Source organism: Streptomyces goshikiensis, from assembly GCF_014650555.1.
GTDB classification, from domain to species: domain Bacteria; phylum Actinomycetota; class Actinomycetes; order Streptomycetales; family Streptomycetaceae; genus Streptomyces; species Streptomyces goshikiensis.
The window spans coordinates 34,100-50,558 of record NZ_BMVE01000023.1 but is presented as its reverse complement, the minus strand read 5'-3'; the positions used below and the strand labels follow the sequence as shown (position 1 = coordinate 50,558).

The following is a 16,459-nucleotide window of genomic DNA, read 5'->3' as shown; positions in this document are numbered from 1 at the left end:
TTGCCGGGATCTGCAGGTCGTACACCTTGGGGCGGGCCTGCTTGGGAATGTACCGGGCGGTGTCCTGGTCCCCCAGCGCGATCACACCCTGCTCCACGAGGGCGGCCAGGCGCCGCTGGACCGTCTTGACGTCGCAGAGGGCGATCCTGGCCAGAGTGCGGCGTGAGGGGAACGCGTTGCAGCCGTCGGAGTCCGCTTTCTCCGCCAGGCCGGCCAGCAACATCCGATCAGTCGTACTGGCCACGGGACTGTCATGCAGAGCCCACAGAATGGGTTCAAGCCCCACAACACACCGCCAACGGTGCGGTGCGAGGGGCATGATGCGGCGCGCCCAGGGGGATTCCGCGTACGCTCATCATTCAGCACACCTCCAGTTCTTGCGACTAGGTGCTCTTCCCCGCCCAGGCGGACCAGGCCTGGGTCGAGGACTCGCGGGCCCCGCCACTCGTGGCGGGGCCCGTTTAGCGTTTCGGGCAAGGTCATGCCCGACACAACAGGGTGCACGTCACCGAACCGATCACCACGGCGCCCCTACCGGGATCACGACCAGGTGACAGCAGTAGTGGTGACTCACCGGTGAGTTCCCCCGGCGGCTACACCACGCCCCCTGTCAGGGGCAGTTCGTCGTAGTGAAGCCCAACCCGAGCGGCGGCACCCACCACGCGCAGCGCTTCAAGGACGCGTCCGCCACCGCCGCACACCACACGCTCGACGCATAGAACCGTCTCCAAGGTCAGGGCGAGTTGATCCCAGCACCAGCCGACGAGGGAACCGGTGTAGCCGCCTTCGGCCCATACGAGAGGCCGTCCGGCAGCTGTTCGGCGGCCGCGACCAGGTCGGGGAACCAGTCCTGGACCAGGGAGCGCGTCGGGTCTGCAGGAGAAGCCGCCCGCCCGAACTGGCTGGGGGTGAACAGGATCGCGGTGGCCGTCGAACCCTGCCGAGCCACGCTCCGAGCGGCCCTCTGAAGAGCGGCACGATCATGCGCACCCGCCTGCCTGGGTACTCGACATGGTTCGGCGCGTCCAGGACGTGGCCTCAGTGGTGTCGGTCAGGAGCGGCGACGCACTCGTTGTCGGCTCTGCAGGCGCTGCCGCAGAGCCAGGCGAGCAGTTGCACGAAGGGCGGGCGGTCCTGCGATTCCCGGTTGGGACCTCGTCGCCCGCGGTGATGACCGGATGTCGAGGATCACCGCGACGCGGAGCGCCACGGGCACGGTGACCTCGTGGATGCTGTGCGGGGCCACCGGCAGGTGAACGGCACCCGGCCGGCAAGCCCACCGGCCGACCTGCGGTGCCGTACCCAGGTCAGGGTCATGCCCCCCTGCGCGGTATCGCTCTCCAGCGACATCAGTGCTGGTCGAAGATGTAGCCGCGCCCCTCCTCGGCTGGACCGGCGAAGACCCGGAAGTCGCCCCACCTGCCCACCGGGATGGTGCCCAGAGGGAGATCGCCGCGACCTGAAGTGCCGCGGGACATTGCACGGCGAGCTTGTCAGTGATCCACGGGACACCGCCCTGAGGCGTGTCTTACGGATCTTGCCCTCACCATGTCAGGGCGGTGTTTTCGACTTCCTGTGCTGCCAAGAGCCCCGCGTTCTGCCGGTCCTCCAGCCTCAGCTCGCCGGCCCGAGCCCCTCCGGGAGGGCGGCCACCACGAAAGCGACGGCTTCCTCCGGCGTCTCGGTGTGCGCGACCAGCTCGCCGTGGTTCCGCACCCCGTACAGCCCCTCGTCGCACGGGCAGATGCCGTACCCGACCCGCGTCTTCCAGAACTCCACGACGCTGGTGGAGAACCAGAGGTTGAAGTGACTGTTGACCGGCATCAGCTGGCGGAGCACCGGCTGGGCGTACGCCGACGCCAGCACCGCATGGGGGCGCGGGTGCCGGTCGTACGGCGGCATGTGGATGCGGTCGAGCTTGGCGCGCCACGCCAACTCGACCACAGCGAACGGCTCCCGCTCGTGGACGAGGGCCCAGGGCCTGAAGCGGATGAACGGGGCGCGCGCCCTGGTCTCCTCGAGGCCTGCGCCGCCCGTCCACGCCGCTGTCGCCCTGACCACTTCGGCCAGGTCTGCGGTCCACCCAGAGGCCAGGCGTGTGCCGTTGTCCTGGAGGTTCACCTGGAGAGTCCGACGCTCCTCGCCGGGCGGGTACACCATCACGCGCCGACCGCTCTTCGCGTCGACGTACTCTGCGAGGCGACCCCATTTCCCGTCCGACTCGGGCAGATCAAGCCCGAGCCTCTCGGCCGTACGCCCTAGCGCAGCCCGGAGGGCCCCGTCACCGCCCCAGCCACCCTCGCCAAGCCGCACCCCGAAGTTCATCGCAACAGTGTCGCCGAATCACCCCGGCCCGATGACCCTCATTTTCCGATCATGGGATCGTTGCTCCGGTCGTGCCGTTGACCGACTTGCCGCGCAACACCTTGAGCGCTGCATCAACCACCCAAAGAACTGGCGCGGCCAGACACGGTCGAAAGTCTCCCACCGGTCACCCGGCCGGCACCTCCCGCCGCCTACCCGGTTGACGGCGGGCAGGTGGATCAACCGCGGCCTCCTATCGGCAAACGATCGAATGACGACAGGTGCGGCGGACGTCCAATGAACCCGGACTCTTCATGGCCCGGCGGCGCCGCCGATCCACTCAGATCCGATGGCGGATGATGACAGGGTTTGCTGGCAGCTAGGGTCGAATGCGACCACCCAAGACGGGAGTGGCATGGCCAACCTGGTCTACGAGAGAGTGTCGACCGACCAGCAGTCGACCGACAAGCAGAACACCTCGTCCCGGCCACTGGTTCGGCCCCTGGGGGTCATCCCCGCGGGTGCGGGGAGCAGCGCTCGTGGACCTCGACCTTGTAGGCGTTGTGGGGGTCATCCCCGCGGGTGCGGGGAGCGGGAACACCGCTGCACCACCGAGCCGACCACCCTGGGGTCATCCCCGCGGGTGCGGGGAGCGGTGCGCCGAGTGGGCCCTCAACCAGCCCATGGAGGGGTCATCCCCGCGGGTGCGGGGAGCGGCAGGTCACCGCAACTAGCATGCCTGGCGGGGCGGGGTCATCCCCGCGGGTGCGGGGAGCGGGGCCTGTAACGCTGACGGGCTGGCTCGCGAAAGGGGTCATCCCCGCGGGTGCGGGGAGCGGCGAACACCGGCCCGGCCGTGGCCGAGGTCGAGTCGTACGTACCGGGGTCATCCCCGCGGGTGCGGGGAGCGGTCGGTTGCGATCGCGGGCGGCGTCCATCTGCTGGGGTCATCCCCGCGGGTGCGGGGAGCGGTCTTCGTGACCTGCGCGTTTCTACGGGATCCAGCTCACTTTGAACCACTTCCCGAAATTCCGACATAGGGTATCAATCGGTTCTGCCTGCGCTCCCGCCCTGTCCTGGGCCGTCAGTTGGCCAGAGGCAAGGCGGCCGCTATCACGTGCCGCTCCTTGCGGCTTACCAGCGGGAAGATGATTTTCAGGCCTTGCTCACTGTCAGCCGAGGAGATCATGAAGGACGAGTTGAGCACCCGCTCCTTGATCTCCGAGCGGACGAGACCGGCGCGCGGGATCGTCATCAGGTGTTCTTCCGGCCGGGCGAACGTCGGGTTTGCTCGGAAAATGAAGATGCGCTGGTCGGTCATCGCCAGGTACATGGGGGTCGGCACCGGGACCACGGCCATTCCACCGCCGCTCAGGATGGCCGAGGCTGCCGCGAACGCTGCCGTCCGGCGCACGGTGACGGACCTCAGGTTCACGATGGTCGTCACCTCAACCTGCTCCCCGGGCTCGAGCATGGGGTCGATGGCGGCCAAAAGAAGCCGGCGGCGCTTGCCGTTCACGTACGCACTCCTGAAAGGTCGGGCGTGAACCGTACGAGACAGTCCCGTACGGCTGGCGGCTGTCCGGCTCCCCTTGCGCCGCAGGGTCCCGGTGCCCGAACACAGCGGCCGGGGTCCCGCGCGGAGCCCGGCCGGCGCGAGTCGTCGGCATACCTTGCCATACGCGGTCAGGGACTCATTGAGGTGCCCCTGACACATGACTGAGAAAGACGGTGAACGTGGTCGTGGAGTGCGACACGCTGACCGGCAGCTCCTCGTAACGCTGGTCGGCCCCGCCTGATGGTGGACCGACGCGGCAATACCGGCCCGGCCGGCCCCGCGATCACTTTGTTCTCGTTGATAGCCACAACCGACAGCCGACAGCCGACAGCCGACGGTCCACTCTGCACGCCGTCACACTCCGCCTCTCGTTGCTTGAGAGGCACCCCGCACGTCAACCGTGCCGGGGCGTCGATCACCGCGGGCACCACTTGCACTGCCGGCCCCATCGTCGGATCCACGATCTGCCTTTCGACCGACCTCAGCGGTACAGATACCCTCCGCGTCTTGACGACGCGGGCGGCGGGGAGCAGCGCCATCTCGGCGACCTTCCCGACGTGCCGGCGGGGTCATCCCCGCGTGCGCGGGGAGCAGGGGGACTTCCTCGTTGGTGCCGAGGAGCCAGTGGGGCCATCCCCGCTTGCGCGGGGAGCAGTGGACACCGTCGACGCCGATGTTTGCCGAGGCGGGGCCATCCCCGCTTGCGCGGGGAGCAGTCTCAATGACCTGTCACTTTAAGCCAGTTGCGCCTTGTTCTGAACCACTTCCAGAGATACGCGCACATGACTCATACCACCTGAATGCCGTATTCCACTGGATGTCTGTTGGCCTCCCGAGTGGCATCGGCCCATAGCCGGCCCGTGCCCCCGCGCGCTCAAGGGCTCCGCCTCGGAGTCTCCTTGGAGAAGGCCCCAGCCTTCCTCGGCGAGGAGTTCAGACGGGTGGAGGTCGCCGAACTGCCGGGACCATCACGGTCCGCGACCCCGAGCCCGTCATCGCCCACATGGCCTCGTACCGCGCCTGGGCAGACCAGCACGACGTGCCCTTCGACGCGACCATAGACCAGGCCCGCAGCCTCGTCGCCGACGGCATCGCCCGCAATGGCGCGTACGAGATCACTTGCCTTGGCGGCATCCTCGTCTGCCGCCGGTGAGATCAGCCCAGTGGGGGCCAGGGTCCGGCGAGCAGGCGTCCTGCCTCCTTGAGGATCTCTTCCGCCAGGGGTTCTCGGTCGTCGCGTCGGGTTGCTGCCCAGTCGTTGTAGGCGTCGGTCATGTCGACCAGGGGTCTGAGCGACTGCGGCCGGGCCAGTGCGCCCCACCCTTCATACGTGATCAGGTCGCCGCCGGCGCCGGCGTCCAGGCTGCCGTTCACGATCAGCTGGAGCCACCAGCGGACGAGTTCCCAGCGGGCCGCTTCCCACGGGAGGTCGGTGGCGTCGGCCGGGCGGTCCTGGAGCAGGCCGAGTTCGTCCAGCACCTGGTCGAAAAGGGCGTCGGCCTGCTCGTGCTCGGAGCGTGACAGACCGGCGAGGAGGGGGAGGGACTCCGTCTCGACGTCGAGGACCAGGGCCGTGAGGCCGGCCTCGATGAGCTGCGCCGGGTGGGGCCGGCGGCCGATCAGGCGCTCCAGGTCCAGCATCCGGAGGCAGTCGACGGCCTCCTCTGCGCTCGTGGCGTACGGCGTGAAGGGCGTGGGCAAGGTGACGTCGATGCCTGGTCCGCCCTCGACGAAGTACGACCAGAAGTCGACGGTCGTGCGGGTGAGGAGGTTGCTCGATCGGCCGGCGAATTCGTGGTGGATGTAGTCGGCAAGGTCGTTCCCGTACAGGATGATGTCGGTCTGGTAGACGGACAGGACGGGGTGCCCCTGCTCGCCCGCTGTGCCGGGCAGGTAGCGGTGCCCGTAGACCGGGACCAGCTGCGGCACGCTCTCCAGCTCGGTCCTCGCGACGCGCAGTGCCTCCGATGTCTCCGCCGGCCTTGACGGCCAGGCGGGATGCCAGAACCCGTTGTGCTCCACGTCGAAGAGCACGCCCTCCACCGGCCACGCCAGTCGCCCGGCCAGGTCCTCGGGGTCGCCGTTGCGCCAGTCGGGCCACCTCGACGAGCCGTGCGGGAGGCCGGCGGAGAGGAAGACGCGGTGGTCGGTCGCGAAGGTGAAGCCGAACCGTGTCTCGACCGCGTCGAGTTCTCGCTCGGTGAGTCCCGGTCCGATCTCGGTTCGGAGCATGCCCTGAAGGGCACGGGCGGCGTCCAGGGTCAGTCGTGGGGTCGAGGGAGCGTTCACGCCTGCCAGCGTAGTGAGCGGTACGGCTGCGCACACCAGGAGGTTGTGAGCATGCTCTGCCCATGGCTACTGGGTAGCGTCCCTCGGGCGAAACTTCACCTCATTAACGATGTGCCCGACGGCCTGACCCGACGAGCGAGATCTTTTGTCGCCGCGCATGGCGTCAAGGTCGAGGTCCGCCCCGTCGAGGGGCACAGCCAGTGGTGGCTTGAGCGGGACATCCCGGCAGCGGTGATCGATCGAATGGCGGCCTGCCAACCTGGCCATGGCTCGGCTGGGCCGAGGAGACATCGACGGGGCGGCGACTCAGATCCACGCCGTCCTCAGGGTCAGAGCCCGGCGCCGTGCCGAGAGGGTCGACCGCCGGATCGGCCACTTCAGCCGTCGCTAGCAGCGACCAGTTCTCTCTGCGGACGAAGTCCAGCAGCAACCCGTCGCCGCTGCCGTCGTCGTCCACAAGGGGGCGGGTGTTGCTGGTGCGACGCCGTGTGGCGGAGGGACGACTCTCCTGGCAGTTCCCGGCAGGCAAGGCCGAGGCTGGTGAGAGGGGGCAAGCTGCCGCTGTACGGGAGACGAAGGAGGAGACCGGCCTGGATGTAACCGCGGTGACGCTGCCCGGTGAGCGCGTCCACCCCATCACCGGTCGGCTGATGTCATACACGGCGTGCGCGGTGACGAGGGTACGAACGCCGACCTTCGAGGACCATGGTCGTGCGGGAAGACTCGGGGCCGACGGGGACCTTCGTCATTCCAGGGCATTACTACTTTCGTCCCGCCGTCTGCCCAGGCCAGGGTGGGAGCACACCTGAATGGCCCCCCGTCCACGCGCTCGGACCGGGGCTTTCTGCATCCTGAGATCCCTTGGCCGAAGGACTCCGCCAGCCTGCTCCCGGCGGTACCGTCCCGTCAGAAGCTGTCGCTGATCGGGGTGGTGGATGTGAGCGGGTACATCGAGGAGCAGGAGCGGATCGGGCAGCAGGTCCGGCGGCAAAGGCTCTCCGTCGGGATGACCCAGGCCGATCTCGCTGCCGCGCTCGGGCGGACTCAGGGATGGGTGTCCAAGCTGGAGAAGGGCCGGATCGAGCTGGACCGGGCCGGACTCATCAACGCCGTGGCCGCCGCCCTGCACTGCCACCCGAACACCCTGATCGAGCGCCCGTACACGGGCGGTGGCGCCGAGACGAAGTGGCAGGTCTCCGCGGCTTCCATCCTGCGGGAGTTGCGCCGCTACGACCTGGCCCCGGTCTTCGACGGAACCCCGCGCCCGCCCGAAGTGCTCTGGCACGACATGAAGCGCCTGCTGCGCCTGCGCGACGCGGCGGCGAACGGCGCCGTGCTCTCCGAGCTGCCGGACCTGTTGCGCGAAGCCCGCGCCCTCGCCGAGGTGTCCACGGGCCACGAGCGCGAAGAGGCGTACGCGATCTACGCCGTGGCCTGCAAGTTCGCCCACACCGCTGCCCATGCCCTCGGACATCCCGAGCTGGTGGCCATGGCCTGCGAGCGGGCGACGTGGTCGGCGCAGCTCTCCGGTGACCCTGTGATGCCCGCGATGGCGCTGTGGATGCGCATGTGGGACACCTGGGCATCCGCCGACTGGGACGACGCGCTCGCGCTCGGGGACAAGGCCCTCGCCGGCATCGAGGCGGAGTACGAAGCCGGTGACCCCCTCGCCCTGCGGATGTGGGGCGCCCTGCACCTGCGGTCCGCGATCTCGTGCGCGCGGGGTGGGAACGCCGCCGGTTCGGATGAGCGTCTCGCTCTGGCCCGGACAGCCGGGGAGCGGGTCAACGCCTACGTCGGGCCGGAGATCCATGACCGGCACTCGGTCACGTTCAGTCTCGGCAACGTGATCATCCACAGCGTCAGCGCCGCCTTGGAGATGAGTGACCAGACGAAGGCGCTGCGGCTCAACCGCGAGGCGGACCCCGCGCACATCGCGGTCCTGCCGAACTCCCGTCTCGGACACCACCACATGGACCTCGCCCGCGCGTGGCTCTGGGACGGCAACCGCGACCAGGCCCTGACCGAGCTGGAGACCGCCGAGCGCATCGCCCCACAGCTCGTCCGCAACCACCCCGTCGCGCGGGCCACGCTGCGGAAGATCGTCTACGCCGAGCGGGTCGCCACCCGCCAGCGCCTGCGCGGCATGACCGGACGCTTTTCGCTGGACTGATCTGGGGACATTCCGCGGATTCATATTCGTGCGCAGCGGGTTGCATACGGTCCGCTACATGACCTCTACGCGTCGCACTGACCATGACCGCGTACGACAGCAGGCGGACGATCCTGACCCCCGCTGGCCCCTGCGCGGCGACCTCGCGTTCGACACCGCCGCCTCCCGCACGGGCGTGGTCATAGACGTCCCCGGGGAAACAGGGACGACGGTCTACCGCCTGTGCCCCGAGGGCGGGGGCGAAGAGGGCTGGAACGCCGCCTTCGACAACCTCATGCCCCCGGAGGACGCTCCCGCCCCGCTCCCCAGCCGGATCCCCGGCAGCACCGTGCAGCAGGAGCCCGAGTACGCCCCCTGGGAAGACCCCTTCGCCGGCCCCGGCCCCAGCCCCTCCCTGCGGGCCCGCGCCGAGCGCGGCATGCAGCGACTCCTCCGGAACGCCGGCGCGGACGGTGCGCCATGAGCAGGCTGCCCGGCTGGCTCCACGAGGGCGCCCGCGTCCTGGACCCCGAAGACCGCGAGGGAGTCATCCAGTTCATCGGCGAGTGGGAGGACCCCGCTACCAGGCGGATCATCCCCAAGGCTGTCTTCCTGCGCCCCGAGGGCGGCGGCAGGGAGTGGATCGTCCCCGACCACCAGACCCTGCGCGAGGCCGACCCCCGATGACCGACCCCCGATGACCGACCGCAGCCATTTACCACGTGGGTCGAGCGGGTCCAAGCCATGTACGGCGAGGCGGGGATCGCCTTCCGGCCCCGGGACCGGCAGTCCGGCTCCAGCCTCTTCGGGGACTGGGGCGACCTCTACGGAGGCCCGGTTCCCCACCGGCCGGCACCAGAGGAACCACCCGTTCGCCGCCGTCCCCGACTACGTCTCTGCGGCGTACGCCGGCGTCGCCGTCGCCATCAAACCCCAGTGAACGGATCATGCGGGAAAGCGAAACCCACTCTGCCGACGAGCTGACCCGCCGGCGACTGCGCGCACCCCGGCCCACGTTCCGGTCCGGACCGCGGGCCGGACCGGAAGCCCGAACACTGACCACCTGGCCGGGGTGGCTGCCTGGCCACGCTCGCTCGGGGCCGCGCGGCCCGTATCTCGTCGCGGGTGTCCGCCTATGGGTGCCCACCGGCCGCACGTTCTTCGCGTACGGCCTGGTGGAGGAGCAGAACATCCGCGCCGGTCTCAGCCACCTCAGCGCCGGCGTGCCCGGCACGCACTCGGGCCTCCAAGAGCCCCACGGCGGCCGCCCGTGCGCCTTCAAGCACGAGTACCTGCGGCTGTGGCAGGACGATCCGATCACGCTCCGGCAATGGGCGGAGATGAGCCGGCGGGACGGCCCGCGCGAGGGCCTCGGCGAGGTCACCATCGCCGTGCGCACCCTCTCCCGGGAGGGGGCCATGCAGCAGGAGGAGGTCGATGCCCCCGAATGCAACCTCCGCTCCGACATCGCGAGGCTGCTGGAGCGCTTCCCCGGCGCGATCGGCTAGCCGCTGCGGGTGGGGTTTCTGGTTCTGATGGCGCCAGTTGAGGCCCCATCTCTAGGCTCGAACAACATGAGGGCCCGGCCGTCTGGCCGGCCCATGGCGATCTGGTGCAGGAGAAGTACGTGCTCCACGGCAAGCTGGTACGGGACCGGATTCCTCAGATCATCCGCGCGGACGGAGCCGAGCCGGAGGTCTACGTGGCCGATCCGGCCGAGTACCGGCAGCGCCTCCGCGGGAAGCTCGAGGAAGAAGTCGCGGAGTACATGGAGGCGGACGAGACCGACGCCCCCGAAGAGCTCGCGGACGTCCTCGAGGTCGCCTTCGCCCTCGCGGCCGACCTCGGCGTCGATCCGGCTCAGCTGGAGAAGATCCGGGCGTCCAAGGCCGAGCAGCGGGGCGGATTCGCGGAGCGCATCGTCTGGACCGGCAACCGCTGACCTGCGGTGCAGACCCCGCAACACCTCTACATCTGGCGCTTAACCAGCACGACTACCTGGAGGCCGCGGGGTCATCCCCGCGGGTGCGGGGAGCAGTCTCGGCTGTGGCTCGGGAAGCGGTAAATCTCGGGGTCATCCCCGCGGGTGCGGGGAGCAGCGGTCTGACTGTCGCGGTACTGCGTGACGACGGGGGTCATCCCCGCGGGTGCGGGGAGCAGAGACGCCTTGACTCGGGAGGACGTCTTGAGCCGGGGTCATCCCCGCGGGTGCGGGGAGCAGCTCACGGATGAGCGTCAGCCCGGCCAGGATGCTGGGGTCATCCCCGCGGGTGCGGGGAGCAGTCTTCGTGACCTGCGCGTTTCTACGGGATCCGGCTCGCTTTGAACCACTTCCCGAGATTCCGACCATAGGGTATCAATCGGATCTATCTGCTTCCGAAGCGGCGGCGCTTCGATGCCTTGCTCCAGCCTTGGCGGCTCGGCGGAGGTGGAGCAACGCGGTCACTGCACTTCAGTACCTCGGCGCGGCCGAACCCGGACGTTACCCGGAGCGCTGAAGCGTCCCGGGCAACGTGCGCGAGCAGCAGTAGAGGTGCTAGATCACCGGCGGCCGGCCTAGTCGAGTCATGCGCCACACCGTCCGCCACCGTATGGGGTGGCGCGGCGGGCACGCTGTCCGCACGCCCTCGAAGAACCCGGCCCACCACGACTTCAGCCCTGCCAGCGGGGGCCGCTGGACAAAGGTGTACGCCGCCCATGAGCCGAGGTACACCGGGACCAGCACGGCGGGTAGGTTCCGCTTCGCCAGCCAGACTCGGTTGCGTCCGGTGTTCCGGTAATAGACCGCGTGGCGGGACGCCGCGGTTCGGGGATGGGTCAGTACCAGGTCCGCCCGGTAGTCGATCTGCCAGCCGGCGTCGAGCGCGCGCCAGGCGAAGTCGGTCTCCTCGTGGGCGTAGAAGAACTGGGCGGGGAACTCGCCGACTTCGTCGATGACGCGCATACGGATGGCGTGGGCGCCGCCCAGGAAGGTCGTGACCGGTCCGGAGACGAGCGGGTCGGCGCCGGCGAGGCGGGGAACGTGTCTGCGCTGGGAGGTTCCTGCTTCGTCCGCGATGCGGAAGCCCACAACTCCCAGGCGGGGGTTCGCGGTGAATGCCTCCCTGACCAGTCGCAGGGTGTCGGTCTGGGGCAGCAGGCCGTCGTCGTCAAGAACCAGCACGACATCAACGCCGCCGTGTTCGCGCAGCCACTGGACTCCTGCGTTCCGGCCCCCGGGGATGCCCAGGTTCTCCGGCAGTTCGACGGCCGCGACCCCGTCGCGGAGGTCCGGCAGGCTTACCCCCTGACCGAGCACGACGACCGTTGCAGGGGCTCCTTCCTGTGCCGCCACCGACGTGAGGAGGGCCTGGAGTTCCTTCTCCCGGTCTCCCATGGTGAGGATCACGACGCCGACCGTAGGCATGTCGGTACGGTCGCCGTTCACGCGTGGGTCCGCAGCAGCTCGGCAGCGCGCTGGTTCAGGGCTTCGGCCCCGGGGACCCTGCGCCGTCGGTAGCCGGCCGCTGTGGACTGGATCGACCTGATTTCCTTCCGGTTCCGGTCGGAGGCCACGCCGTCCATGAAGTCCAGGGAGCGGGCCCACAGGGCCACGGCCTCTTCGTGCCGGTGCTGGGCGGCGACCGACTTGCCGAGGTTGACCATGGTGAGGCCGTGCACGCGCTGGTACGTGCCCGGCACCCGCCCCCTGAGGGCCGCGCGGTAGTGCTTCTCGGCCGCCTGGTGGTCCTTCATCTCGGTCAGGGTCTTGGCGGTGTGCGAGGCGACCGTGGCCGAGACGGGCCCGGAAGCCGCGGCGTACGAGGGCACCTGATCGTCCCCGGCCAGCATCGCGTCTTCGGCCGACAGCAGCGAGGCCGCCGCCTTCTCGCCCTGTCCGCCGGCTCCGTACGCCCTGGCGCGTGTGACCAGCAGGAGTGCCTCGGTCTGCCGGTCGACCTTGCCCGATGCCCGCCGCAGTGCTTCCTCTGCCAGGCCGATGCACGAGTTGGGGTGGCCGAGGTCAAGGGCCTGGTGGGTCAGGGCACGCATCATCCACGCACCGTGCCCGGCAGGGTCGGACTCGCAAGCCAGCTGGAAGCCGAGCAGGTAGTAGCGCTGGGCCGCACCTTCCCGGCCGAGGTCGTGGTGCTTCCAGCCGACCAGGCACGCCAGCGTGGCCGCCGCTCCGAAGGCGCTTCGGCGTACCGCCTCGGACGGGAATCGTCCCTCCAGCATGGGGACTACCGTGTCCGTGAGGTAGGCGGTCACCGTCGTCAGCCCGTGGCCGCCGCCCAGCCGGTCGTCCGCGCTCCGGAAGGTCTCGGTGAGGTGCGCGACGGTGGCGACCTCCTCGGCGCCGACGCTGCCGCCGCGTTCGGCGGCTCGCAGGGTGCAGGCAACGGCTTCGTGGTCGTAGGCGAGTGGCAGACCGACGGCGGCCGTCGCGAAGGCGGAGTTGAGGAAGTCCCTGCGACGGAGCATCACGAATCTCCCGAGGTCGGTGGCGCTGGCCAACGGATCGGCCCCCAGGGCCTCCCCGATGCCTGCGCAGCCTAGACCGATCTCGGCAGGCGTGACCTTCCGCTTCATCCTTCTGGTGAGGGCCTCGGCGATGTACGAGCGGGTCTGACCGCTTGGGGTACCGCCTGTGACCCAGGAGTGGACGGCCGAGCGGGAGGTGCGCAGTTCTTCCCCGGCCTCGGCGGCAACGGTACGGATCTCCCTGGCCAGGGCCTCGTACGTGCACCCGGCCTCGGCGATGGCGTCCGCCAGTGCGGTGTTCGGATTTCGCCTCTCCGTCAACTCGCACTCCCTGAGCCGATCTTGAACAGATTGAACGGGATGCTGCCTCGTCCACGGTACCCGCGCACAGTGACCGCTGCTTCACTGATTGCAAGGCCGGCCGCCTCTCAGGTTCCACCCGAACGCTGCTTCTGGAGGCATCGTGCACCACCACTCGAACCTCAGCGCCCTGGCCGGCGCCACCGTCCTGGTGACCGGCGGCGCCGGACTCATCGGCTCCCGCCTCACCGCCCGGCTGAGGGACCTCGGCGCCCGCCCGGTCGCCCTGTGCACCATGAACGCCTACCCCGAGTACGTGTACGCCGACCTGTTCGGCGTGCACGCTGAGGATCCGGACGTGGTCCTGGGCGACATCCGGGACACCACGCTGGTGCGCAAGCTGGTCGCGGACTCGGACTACGTGATCCACGCCGCCGCCCTCGCGGATGTCGCCGCCTGCACTCGCGAACCACTGGCCGCCATCGACACCAACGTGGCCGGAACCCAGAACGTCCTGGACGCCGTCGCCGCGGCGGACCGCGTCCGCCGCATGGTGTTCGTCTCCTCCGCCAGCGTCTACGGCGACGGCAACCCGGAGGAGACCGACAGCCCCGAACTCCTGACCATGCGCCAGCTCCTGGAATCCGTGCACGGGCGCATCCCGCCCCAGTTCCACGAGTTCACCCGCATGCGCCCCAAGTCCGTCTACGGCAACACGAAGGCGTGGGGCGAGGAGCAGGCCGCACTCGTCCTCGGCCAGGTCGGCACCTCGTACGCGATCGTCCGCTACTTCTCCGTCTACGGCGAACCGCAGACCATCAAGCAGGGCTCCCACTCCTGGGTCGTGGCCTGGTTCGCCGCGCGGGCCCACCTCGGTCTCCCGCTGCACCTCAACGGCGGTGGCCGGCAGGTGAGGGACATGGTCCACGTGGACGACATCGCCGAGGGCACCTTGCGGGCCCTGGTCAGCCCCCGCGCCCACACCGAGACCGTGAACATCGGCACCGGCGTCCCCACCAGCGTGCGCAAGGTCGCCCAGCTGGTCCAGGCCCACTACCCGAACACGCCGCTCCTGGAGACGCCACTGCCGGCCGGTGACCCGCTCGGCGGGTACGCGGCCACCCGCCGGATGGAGAACATCCTGGGCTGGAAGCCGAAGGTCACCATCACCGAGGGGGTGGCGCGCTACGTGAAGTGGCTCCAGAACACCCCGGCCGCCGCCCCGGACTGGCTCCGGCGAGAGCCCACCGCGGCTTAGATGACCGGGGGCCGGCCCAGCCGGGCCAGTCGCCAGACCGTCCGCCAGCGCATCGGGCGCCGGGGGCCGCCGGACGTCCGGACGCCCTCGGCGAACCCTCCGAGCCAGGCCCGTAGCCCCGCCAAGGACCGGGTGCGAGCCACGGTCAGCGCCACCCACACGCCGAGGTAGACCGGCACCAACGGGGCGGGCAGGTGCCGCTTGGCCAGCCAGACCCGGTTGCGGGCCGTCATGCGGTAGTAGACCGCGTGACGGGCCGGGGACGTCCGCGGATGCTGGAGCACCAGCTGCGGCTCGTACAGGATGTCCCAACCGCGGTCGACCGCCCGCCAGGCCAGGTCGGTCTCCTCGTGTGTGAAGAAGAAGGCGTCCGGCCAGGGACCGGTCTCCTCCAGCATCGGCATAGACAGGGCGTGCCCGCCGCCCAGAAACGTCGTCACCAGGCCGCGCCGCATCGGGTCACCCGCCCGCAGGCGGGGCACGTGCCGCCGCTGCGTCTCACCGGTTTCGTCCGCGATCCGGAACGAGACGATGCCCAGCCGGTCGTCAGCCGCGTAGAGGTCGGAGATCCGCCGGAACACATCCGCCTCGATCAGCAGCCCGTCGTCGTCCAGATCCACCAGGACGTCCACGTCCCCGAAGTCTCTCAGGCGGCGCCAGGCGACGTTCCGGCCGCCGGACACCCCCAGGTTTTCCTCCAGCTCCACCACGGTCACCCACTCGGGCAAACCCGGCAGGGACGTCCCGTTGCCGACCACCACGACCCGGGCCGCCGCCTCGTCCTGCTTGGCCACCGAGGCCAGCAAGGCAAACAGCTCGGGCATCCGGTCGCCCATCGTCAGAACGGCGACACCCACACGCGGCCGGGTCACGACCACCACCACTTCCTTCCGGGGCCAAGTGAACGGCGAGCGTACCCCCGTCGAACCCGGCCCCGGACCATACGAGAGGCAGCGCAATGGAACGGATCAATCTCGGCGACTACGTCACCGCCCCCACCGAAGGCGCCATCGCCACGACCGCGTACGGCGCACTGGAGACGTTCGAGCTGGCCGCGTTCCTGGATCAGTGGAAGGGGCTCCAGCGCGAGGCCCTGGTCATGCTGGGGGAGGATCAGCGCATCCACCCCTCCGCGTTTATCCACCCCACAGCGATCATCGGCGACGACGTGATCATCGGCCCAGGCGTCAAAGTCCATGAGTTCAGCACCGTGAGAAAGGGCAGCGTCTTGTGCGCCGGCGCCCAGGTCGGCTTCAACTGCGAAGTCACCGCCACGTTCGTCGGCGAAGAAGCCGTCCTCGGACACCGGATCGGCGTCAACCGCACGATCCTCGGAGCCCGAGCCCACCTCTCCGCCGGCGTCACCGTGGCCGCGATCAACACGACCACGGACATGCGTACACCCGATCGGGAAGTGATCATCCGCACCATGACCGGCCTCTACCGGTGCGGGACCACACAGTTCGGGGCCCTCATCGGCGACGACACCCAGACCGGCAACAACATCAGCATCGGTCCCGGCGTCACCATCGGCCGCCGCTGCCAGATCACCAGCGGTGTGACCCTGGCCATCCGAACCGTTCCGAAGGACTGCACCGTCACCGCCCCGCACGCCACGGATGCCAGCATTCGCCGTCGCCGCAGCACCTTTGCACGCTGATCCGCTGCTGGTCACCTGACTCCTCTGCGGGCTGCCGGGACAGCGCAGGGCGTCCCGGCATGAGCGGGCGAAGGACAACAGCGGTGTCCTCTTGGACCGAGCAGGGTCTATGGATAGACGCTGGGCGACTGTCATAGAAAGCGACCCCTTCCCGGAGCAAGATCAAGAACGGTCGGCAGGGGTCATCCCCGCGGGCGCGGGGGGCAGTACCACCCGAACCTGCTGCGCAACGTGAGGGCGGGGTCATCCCCGCGGGTGCGGGGAGCAGACCACCGCCCGCCCCCGCCGAGGAGCCACCACGGGGTCATCCCCGCGGGTGCGGGGAGCAGAGCCCGCCGAGCGCGCCCGCCAGCAGCATCAGGGGGTCATCCCCGCAGGTGCGGGGAGCAGGTCTTGAAGAACGCCAAGCGCACCGGCTGGTGGGGGTCATCCCCGCAGGCGCGGGGGAGCAGAGGACTTCGGCCATCTGCCAGG

16 protein-coding genes, 1 pseudogene and 2 CRISPR repeat arrays are annotated in these 16,459 nt (G+C 69.6%); of the genes and pseudogenes, 9 read left to right on the top strand and 8 right to left on the bottom strand.

Annotation, left to right across the window (positions count from 1 at the left end; all coding sequences use genetic code 11):
- The 4 genes from IE248_RS36130 to IE248_RS36115 form a co-directional block, all read right to left on the bottom strand.
- A partial coding sequence (locus IE248_RS36130) for a helix-turn-helix domain-containing protein (protein ID WP_229895785.1) occupies positions 1-223 on the bottom strand: 223 nt, incomplete at its 3' end.
- Between the two features lie 510 nt (positions 224-733).
- On the bottom strand, positions 734-949 hold the full coding sequence (locus IE248_RS36125) for a hypothetical protein (RefSeq protein WP_190033012.1): 216 nt from the start codon (positions 947-949) through the stop codon (positions 734-736).
- Between the two features lie 665 nt (positions 950-1,614).
- Positions 1,615-2,160 (bottom strand): DUF6193 family natural product biosynthesis protein, encoded by a 546-nt coding sequence (locus IE248_RS36120; protein ID WP_229895787.1) that lies wholly within the window; start codon positions 2,158-2,160, stop codon positions 1,615-1,617.
- A 649-nt stretch (positions 2,161-2,809) separates the two neighbouring features.
- Positions 2,810-3,276: direct repeats of the CRISPR family, unit length 29 nt; unit sequence GGGGTCATCCCCGCGGGTGCGGGGAGCGG.
- A gap of 112 nt (positions 3,277-3,388) precedes the next feature.
- A complete protein-coding gene (locus tag IE248_RS36115; RefSeq protein WP_190033010.1) occupies positions 3,389-3,823 on the bottom strand; it encodes a hypothetical protein in 435 nt (144 codons plus the stop codon).
- A 1,042-nt stretch (positions 3,824-4,865) separates the two neighbouring features.
- On the opposite strand from IE248_RS36115, the gene IE248_RS38015 reads away from it, so the two are divergent.
- Complete coding sequence (locus IE248_RS38015) at positions 4,866-5,015, top strand: hypothetical protein (RefSeq protein ID WP_229895784.1); 150 nt, start codon at positions 4,866-4,868, stop codon at positions 5,013-5,015.
- 2 nt (positions 5,016-5,017) lie between these two features.
- Here the strand turns inward: IE248_RS38015 and IE248_RS36105 are convergent, their stop codons facing one another.
- A complete protein-coding gene (locus tag IE248_RS36105) occupies positions 5,018-6,151 on the bottom strand; it encodes a hypothetical protein (protein WP_229895783.1) in 1,134 nt (377 codons plus the stop codon).
- A gap of 433 nt (positions 6,152-6,584) precedes the next feature.
- On the opposite strand from IE248_RS36105, the pseudogene IE248_RS38010 reads away from it, so the two are divergent.
- From IE248_RS38010 to IE248_RS36075, 6 genes and pseudogenes are all read left to right on the top strand, one after another.
- Positions 6,585-6,825: pseudogene (locus IE248_RS38010) on the top strand (NUDIX hydrolase); the annotation flags it as partial.
- 263 nt (positions 6,826-7,088) lie between these two features.
- A complete protein-coding gene (locus tag IE248_RS36095; RefSeq protein ID WP_190033009.1) occupies positions 7,089-8,324 on the top strand; it encodes a helix-turn-helix domain-containing protein in 1,236 nt (411 codons plus the stop codon).
- A 58-nt stretch (positions 8,325-8,382) separates the two neighbouring features.
- Positions 8,383-8,787: a hypothetical protein gene (locus IE248_RS36090; RefSeq protein WP_190033008.1), complete on the top strand. Its 405-nt coding sequence runs from the start codon at positions 8,383-8,385 to the stop codon at positions 8,785-8,787.
- Positions 8,784-8,990 (top strand): hypothetical protein, encoded by a 207-nt coding sequence (locus tag IE248_RS36085; protein WP_190033007.1) that lies wholly within the window; start codon positions 8,784-8,786, stop codon positions 8,988-8,990. The genes IE248_RS36090 and IE248_RS36085 overlap by 4 nt, the downstream gene beginning before the upstream one ends.
- 452 nt (positions 8,991-9,442) lie before the next feature.
- A complete protein-coding gene (locus tag IE248_RS36080) occupies positions 9,443-9,811 on the top strand; it encodes a hypothetical protein (RefSeq protein ID WP_190033006.1) in 369 nt (122 codons plus the stop codon).
- A gap of 104 nt (positions 9,812-9,915) precedes the next feature.
- Entirely contained in the window at positions 9,916-10,245 is a 330-nt protein-coding gene (locus IE248_RS36075; RefSeq protein WP_229895782.1) for a nucleoside triphosphate pyrophosphohydrolase, read from the top strand.
- A gap of 67 nt (positions 10,246-10,312) precedes the next feature.
- Positions 10,313-10,586: a CRISPR direct-repeat array (repeat unit 29 nt; unit sequence GGGGTCATCCCCGCGGGTGCGGGGAGCAG).
- A gap of 253 nt (positions 10,587-10,839) precedes the next feature.
- Here IE248_RS36075 and IE248_RS36070 read toward each other — a convergent pair.
- Together IE248_RS36070 and IE248_RS36065 are read right to left on the bottom strand one after the other, a co-directional pair.
- Positions 10,840-11,709 carry a glycosyltransferase family 2 protein gene (locus IE248_RS36070; protein ID WP_190033005.1) on the bottom strand — a complete coding sequence of 290 codons (870 nt, stop codon included), beginning with the start codon at positions 11,707-11,709 and terminating at the stop codon, positions 10,840-10,842.
- Positions 11,710-11,726: 17 nt separating this feature from the next.
- A complete protein-coding gene (locus IE248_RS36065) occupies positions 11,727-13,088 on the bottom strand; it encodes an NsdA family TPR-like regulatory protein (protein ID WP_190033004.1) in 1,362 nt (453 codons plus the stop codon).
- A 142-nt stretch (positions 13,089-13,230) separates the two neighbouring features.
- On the opposite strand from IE248_RS36065, the gene IE248_RS36060 reads away from it, so the two are divergent.
- Positions 13,231-14,325, top strand: coding sequence for an NAD-dependent epimerase/dehydratase family protein (locus IE248_RS36060; RefSeq protein ID WP_190033003.1), 1,095 nt, complete (start codon positions 13,231-13,233; stop codon positions 14,323-14,325).
- Here IE248_RS36060 and IE248_RS36055 read toward each other — a convergent pair.
- Positions 14,322-15,197 (bottom strand): glycosyltransferase family 2 protein, encoded by an 876-nt coding sequence (locus IE248_RS36055; protein WP_190033002.1) that lies wholly within the window; start codon positions 15,195-15,197, stop codon positions 14,322-14,324. The genes IE248_RS36060 and IE248_RS36055 overlap by 4 nt on opposite strands.
- A gap of 86 nt (positions 15,198-15,283) precedes the next feature.
- On the opposite strand from IE248_RS36055, the gene IE248_RS36050 reads away from it, so the two are divergent.
- Positions 15,284-15,985 carry an LbetaH domain-containing protein gene (locus IE248_RS36050; protein WP_190033001.1) on the top strand — a complete coding sequence of 234 codons (702 nt, stop codon included), beginning with the start codon at positions 15,284-15,286 and terminating at the stop codon, positions 15,983-15,985.
- The last annotated feature ends 474 nt before the right edge of the window (positions 15,986-16,459 follow it).

Coding starts and splice junctions, on each gene's coding strand:
- IE248_RS36090 (WP_190033008.1), top strand. CDS start 8,383: ATGACCTCTACGCGTCGCACTGACCATGACCGCGTACGACAGCAGGCG.
- IE248_RS36085 (WP_190033007.1), top strand. CDS start 8,784: ATGAGCAGGCTGCCCGGCTGGCTCCACGAGGGCGCCCGCGTCCTGGAC.
- IE248_RS38015 (WP_229895784.1), top strand. CDS start 4,866: ATGGCCTCGTACCGCGCCTGGGCAGACCAGCACGACGTGCCCTTCGAC.
- IE248_RS36070 (WP_190033005.1), bottom strand. CDS start 11,709: ATGCCTACGGTCGGCGTCGTGATCCTCACCATGGGAGACCGGGAGAAG.
- IE248_RS36050 (WP_190033001.1), top strand. CDS start 15,284: ATGGAACGGATCAATCTCGGCGACTACGTCACCGCCCCCACCGAAGGC.
- IE248_RS36120 (WP_229895787.1), bottom strand. CDS start 2,160: ATGGTGTACCCGCCCGGCGAGGAGCGTCGGACTCTCCAGGTGAACCTC.